A 623-nucleotide genomic window follows, 5' to 3' on the forward strand; every position below is an offset into this window, starting at 1 on the left:
CGGAGCGGCTCCGGGCGGCGCGCAACGAGCGCGAGCGGGCGGACCTTTGGGCGGGCGTGGAGCACCCGGACTTGCGTCCGCCGGGCGAGCTTTTGGATCGGCTCGAGTAGTGATCCGATCCGGTCGACGGTGGCTCGGACGCTCCCGGCGCGCTCGTCGAGCTTGTCGTAAACGACGAGACGAACCGCGACGCCAGTCCCATGGCGGGCGAATGCGCCGGGGGCGATCAGCGCGTCCAGTCTGAGGCAGGCCTGCCGGTCGACACTCGCCCGGATTACGCGGCCGGAGCCGCCGGGGCCGAAGCTCTCGGGCATGATCGCGACCAGGCGGCCGCCCGGCGAAAGCCGCGACATGGCGGCCGCGAGATGCCGGGCAGCGGCATGGCGGTCTTCGTTCCGGCCCAGGCTGCGCGAGAAGGGCGGGTTCATGAGGACGAGGCTGGGGCGCACGTCCGCCGGCAGGCAGTCGTCGATCAACTCTCCGTCGTGGCTCGTCAGGACGGCGCCGCCGAACGCCTCGGCAAGGTTCGAGCGGCGTTGGTCGCCGATCTCGTTCAGGAGCAGGCGCGCACCGGCGCGCGCCGCCCACCAGGCGAGCAGTCCGTTGCCGGCGGACGGCTCGAG

1 pseudogene is annotated in these 623 nt (G+C 72.9%); it reads right to left on the bottom strand.

Features of this window, described 5'->3' with window-relative positions:
* Nucleotides 1–623 (bottom strand): annotated as a pseudogene (locus GH737_RS15005) (methyltransferase); the annotation flags it as partial.

The sequence above is a fragment of the Sphingomonas segetis genome, from assembly GCF_009720245.1.
Lineage (GTDB): Bacteria > Pseudomonadota > Alphaproteobacteria > Sphingomonadales > Sphingomonadaceae > Sphingomicrobium > Sphingomicrobium segetis.